General features: G+C 60.5%; 2 protein-coding genes and 2 pseudogenes. 1 reads left to right on the top strand and 3 read right to left on the bottom strand.

All coding sequences use genetic code 11. From position 1 onward, the window contains the following. Positions 1–80 precede the first annotated feature (80 nt). Entirely contained in the window at positions 81–995 is a 915-nt protein-coding gene (locus H0V34_10055; protein ID MBA2492017.1) for a hypothetical protein, read from the top strand. 249 nt (positions 996–1,244) lie between these two features. On the opposite strand, the pseudogene H0V34_10050 reads toward H0V34_10055, so the two are convergent. The 3 genes and pseudogenes from H0V34_10050 to H0V34_10040 form a co-directional block, all read right to left on the bottom strand. Beyond that, a pseudogene (locus H0V34_10050) lies at positions 1,245–3,391 on the bottom strand (PhoX family phosphatase). Positions 3,392–3,529: 138 nt separating this feature from the next. Continuing rightward, a pseudogene (locus tag H0V34_10045) lies at positions 3,530–3,976 on the bottom strand (cyclic nucleotide-binding domain-containing protein). Positions 3,977–3,994: 18 nt separating this feature from the next. Beyond that, positions 3,995–4,948 (bottom strand): hypothetical protein, encoded by a 954-nt coding sequence (locus H0V34_10040; protein MBA2492016.1) that lies wholly within the window; start codon positions 4,946–4,948, stop codon positions 3,995–3,997. Positions 4,949–4,993: the final 45 nt, after the last annotated feature.

The following is a 4,993-nucleotide window of genomic DNA, read 5'->3' as shown; positions in this document are numbered from 1 at the left end:
ACGGCAATTACGGTATCGAGTCCGACGGCAATGGCGACAACTTCAACGCCGTCCCGTTTACCGCGCCGCGGATTGCCAATGTGACCATCCTCGGCAACAAGGGCCGAATCGACGAGAACACCACCGGCGCGCTCCACCGCGAAGGCTGGCGCGGGCAGGTCTACCGCTCCGTGTACGCCAACACCGGGCCAGTGGCTAGATTCGAGGACGGCTGTCTCGACATCGACGACCTCCTGCCGACGAGCCTGCGGTATCGCGACGCCATCTTCGGCTGCGCGCCGCCAAGCACGCTCGCGGCGGCGGACGAGACGCCGCTATTGCAACGACTGAGCGCACAGGTCATGTTCCGCACGCCGGCGCAGGTGCCGGGATACCTGCTCAGCCGCCAGACGTTCACGGTCGCCGCGAACGGAGCGCCGGCAACGCGGCTGCCGCTCGGCTTCCAGCAGAATAGCTACTATGGCGCGGTCGATCCGGACGCGATCAGACCCTGGTGGACCGGCTGGACCGCGCACGTGGCCGCCGGCGACGGCACCTTGATCAATCGGAACATTCATCCGCTGGCCAATAACGTCGGCAATGACCTCACGCCGTCCCTCGTCAATCGCTGCCGCACGATCGATACCGATTTCCGCAACGGCGGCAGGAAAACAATATTCGGCGAAAGCTTCCCGGTATGCGTCGTTCGCACCAACTCGCTGAGCAATCAGACGGGTGGGGCGGGACAGCAGCTCGTGGTCAACTTAACCAACGATCACGTCTATGTACTGAGCGGATTCGTCAACGTCGGCGATGGCGGTACGCAAGGTGCCACACCAGCAACTGCTACCAGGGTGGTGCTCAACGTGGAAGAAGGCACCCAGATCTACGGTGACACCTCGACCGACGGCTCGCTTGTCATCACGCGCGGTTCCGACATCAACGTCAACGGTACACGCAATATGCCGGTTGTCATGAGCGGTGCCACGACCAGCCTGACCGCCGCCGGGCAGTAAGCTTATTCGCAACGTCGACAAGCGAGCGAGCGGCGGCTCGCGACCTTGATTGAGCACAAGGGCGCTCTTCGGGAGCGCCCTTTTTTGCGCCAGCTATCCGGACAACTTTTAGTTTGGGATCAGCATGACTCACCCGCCCCGCGCGCACTCGCCTGGCGTAAAGAACTCGAGGTTTAACGATTGTCAAACAAAAAAAAGGACCTCGATTACGCGGAGGTCCTTTGTGAAAATTTCCTCAAGCGATAGCGATTAAAGACCGATAATGCCGCCGTCGTCGCGTGTAATCACCAGCGTCGCGGAACGTGGGCGCGTGCCGGCGCCGCCCGGGAAGGTGCTGGTGGGACTGTCGAAAGTGCCATCTTCGCCCGGATGCTGAACGTTGATGAACATCGTGCGCCCGTCCGGCGTCATGTCTATGCCGGTAATCTCGCAACCAGCCGGCCCGGACCAGGAAACGACGCAGCTCGGCCTGATACTCGCCCGAGATGTCCTGATCCTTGAGGCTAGCCGGGATTACTGCCAGCATCTGGTTGTTGGTCACCTCGCGCAGGTCGCTGCCGTCGTCAGTCTGTATCCAGAGCACACCGCGCGGATCGAACCATAAGCCCTCGGGACTGGCGAACTGGTTGTCTTCAGTAAGCTCGGAACGGTTGATATCGGCCGGCTGATCGGCAGGCGATCCGAACACTAAGATGTCCCAGTGGAATGATCTCGCGGCCGCATCGTCGCCATCCTCGCGCCAGCGGATGATGTGCCCGTAATCGTTGGGTGCGCGGATTGGCCGCGTCAGGGTTTATGTCCCGACCTGCCAGACTCTCGACAATTTCCGTCACTTCGCCGTCGCCGCGGCTGCTGTTATTGGTCAGGGTCATGAACACTTCGCCCGTGAGCGGATTCACCGCTCCCCACTCCGGCCGATCCATCGGCGTCGCGCGCACGATGTCGGCCGCGCCGCGCGCGTTCACGAGGATGCCGGCGAGATCGCCGAATTCCGCGAGCAGATCTGAATTCGAGTCATCCAAGGCGAGCCACTTGCCCGTACCGTCTTCGTTGAACCGCGTGGCATACAGAGTGCCCTCATCCAGCATCGACCAGCTTGACCGGCGGGCTTTGAACTTTTTCTTTGTAACGAACTTGTAAATGTATTCGAAGCGCGCATCGTCGCCCATGTAGAACACCAGCGGCTTGCCTTCCTCGATCCTGCCGACCCAGCAACCCTCGTGCCCCATGCGGCCCATGGCGGTGCGCTTGACTGGTGTGGTGTTCGGATCGTAGGGATCGATCTCGACCACCCAGCCGAACTGATTCGGTTCGTTGCGGTAATCATCGAACGCCGAAGCGCCGGTGCTGGACGCGTTGAAGCGTGCGAATTCGTCATCGACCTCGCCAGGATCGCCGGCCAGCGTCTCCCAGCCGTAGCTGGACGCGGCGGGCTCGCCTTCGCTCATCGCGGGCACGCCGTAGCGGCTGTGTTCGCGCGGCGGAGTGGTGTCGTTGTTGACGAAATAGCCGGCCCAGTTCTCCTCGCAGGTGAGATACGTGCCCCAGGGCGTATAGCCATTGGCGCAATTGTTGAGCGTGCCACGACCCTGCATTCCGTCCGGCGAATGCCGCGTCTGTACCAATGGCGTGCCTGCTACGGGGCCACTGAACACCGTGCCCGAAGCGCCCGTAATACGCCGGTTGAAGCCGGAATCCACGATCTGCCGGCTGCCATCCGCCGCGTGCTGAAGCTCGATCACGCCGACGCCATGGGCGTTGATCTCCTTGCGCACCTCGTCGGCCACCAGGCGGTTGCCGTTCTCGTCGACCGTGGGGCCGTTCGGGTGCATGTACTGCTGAGTGATATTCTCGTAATTCACGCACAGAATACCGTGATCGGAACCTTCGTAGCCTTTCGGCACCGGAAAATAATACATGCCGTCATGGTGATCGCCGGCCTGCATCGCCTGCTCTTCGGCGGAATTGCTGGCGGTCAGTTCATCGAACAGCGGCGCGGCGCCGTTGATCGGCGTACCCCATGGCGCAAAAACCCGCACGCAGTAGCCCGGCGGCACCGATACCTTGTCGGCGAGCGAAGCGGGAATCGACTCAAAGCCGAGCTGCCGAGCTACGGTCTCATGAGCCCTGGTACCGAGCGCATTCTGCGCCCCGACATAGTTAACGATCGGCAAACCCAGCACATAACCCGCGGCCGCGGCCACACCGCCACGCAATACGTCGCGGCGCGAGAGATAGCGTTGCAGCACGTGCGCGAACGGAACGTTATTTGATGGGTTGCTGATCGGCTCGTTACCGGCGTCTTTCGCGGGCCGTGACAGCGGGGAATCTTTAGATAAACCGGTTGTGAGGTCGTGAGTGGCGGGTTTCGCCCGTGTGGGTATTTCGCTGCCCATTGCATACTCCTCTCGTTTAATACTATTAGTGGTGATTACCCGGAGGAGCGTAGGGGGCGAGTGTTACAGCGGGATCACGCTTTCATGACAGTTGCGCTTAAGTAGGATGTAAAAGACCTTCGCACGAGGATTCGGATCTCAAATCTCGAACAATCGCTCGTCCGCCCCGCGCAGCCTGCGGCTGATCTCGCGCGCGATATTCATCTGAATCAAGGCGAACTGCTCAAGATCCCGCTTATAAATCTCATACAGCGCATCACTTGAAATTTCGATCGCAGTACAGGGTTTCTGCGCCCGTACGGAAGTACTTCGCGGAAATAGATCGATGAGCGACATTTCGCCGAAGCAGTCACCCCGCCCAAGATGGCCCAGCACGTGATCGCGGCCTTCCCCCGCCTAGAGGATGACGACCTTGCCCCGCTCAAGAACGTACATGGAAGCCGCATTGTCACGCTCGCGGAAAACGAAATCTCTCTTGGCGACGGACACGATAGACGCAAGCTGCAGCAGGAATTCCAACGTGTCCTCGCGGATCCCGCCGAACACGGGCATCTCCGTCAACAGTTGCACTCTCGAACGCGGCATAGCGTAACCGGGTGGACGCTAAGGCTGAAAGGTGTACGGAAGATTGATGCCTACAGTGACATTCGGACTCGTGCCGGCGAGGTTGAAGCTGACGCTGGGCTCGATAGAGAGGCTTTTGGTCAAAATTGAAGTCAGTCCGAATCGCAGACTATACTGCTCGCGGGAGCGTAGCGTTACCCTGTCGAATTCGGTATCGCCCGTGAATCGGCCTGTAAACGCAGTGCTGATGGACAAGGTGTCGTTCAGGCGAAGGCCGTAGCCAAAGCTGGTCGTAAACGCGTCCTCCGGTTCCAGCAGCAACAGGTCATCGAAATCCCGGCTGAACGTGTGACGGTAACCAAGATTTCCAAACAGAAATACCGGGTCTACTGTCTTGACCAGCGCAACACTGCCGCCGGCGCCCCATGAACTGTCACCCGTAGGGATGGCCCCGTCCGCGCTCAGTATCACCTCTGGCCGTCCGGCCGCCTCTCTGATGACGGTGCGACGCACGCCCAGGTTAAGCGCCCTTAGGTCCGTGCGCGACCCGGAGTCGATCTGCTGGCTGCCCGCGAAAAACGTGGCGCTTTGCTGATAGCTGATCGGCAGGCTCGAGAAAAGCTGATAGCCGCTGGGCAGTCCATAACGGGCGGTTAAGGTCGTTGTGAAAGAGTCGATTTCCTGCTCCAGACTGGGCAAAGGGGCGCCCGGAGGGGGGACGGCGAGTACGAAATCCCGCTGGTCGTTGCGCGAATACGAAAGTCCGAGTTCAAGCGTAAGCGTGCGTGGCTCGAGCAGGAGCTGATCACGCAGAAAAACTTCCTCGGAAGTCCGTAGCTCGGGTTTTTCACCGATGGTATCCGGTGCCTGATCTCCCTTCCGTCTGGAACTGCGTTGAGCCGAATCCGCTCCGCCACGGCCGGCCGTCCTGGTGAGCTCCGCCGCTTCCAACGCTTCGCCGGTTGTCTCGTCCTGAGCTGGCGCACCGGACACAGCAGGCGATTGAAGTGAATCGGGGGCAACCGATCTCACGATACT

The sequence above is a fragment of the Gammaproteobacteria bacterium genome (assembly GCA_013696315.1).
In the GTDB taxonomy this organism is placed as follows: Bacteria; Pseudomonadota; Gammaproteobacteria; order JACCYU01; family JACCYU01; genus JACCYU01.
The sequence above is the reverse complement of the archived record's forward strand: the minus strand, read 5'-3'. Positions and strand labels throughout refer to the sequence as shown.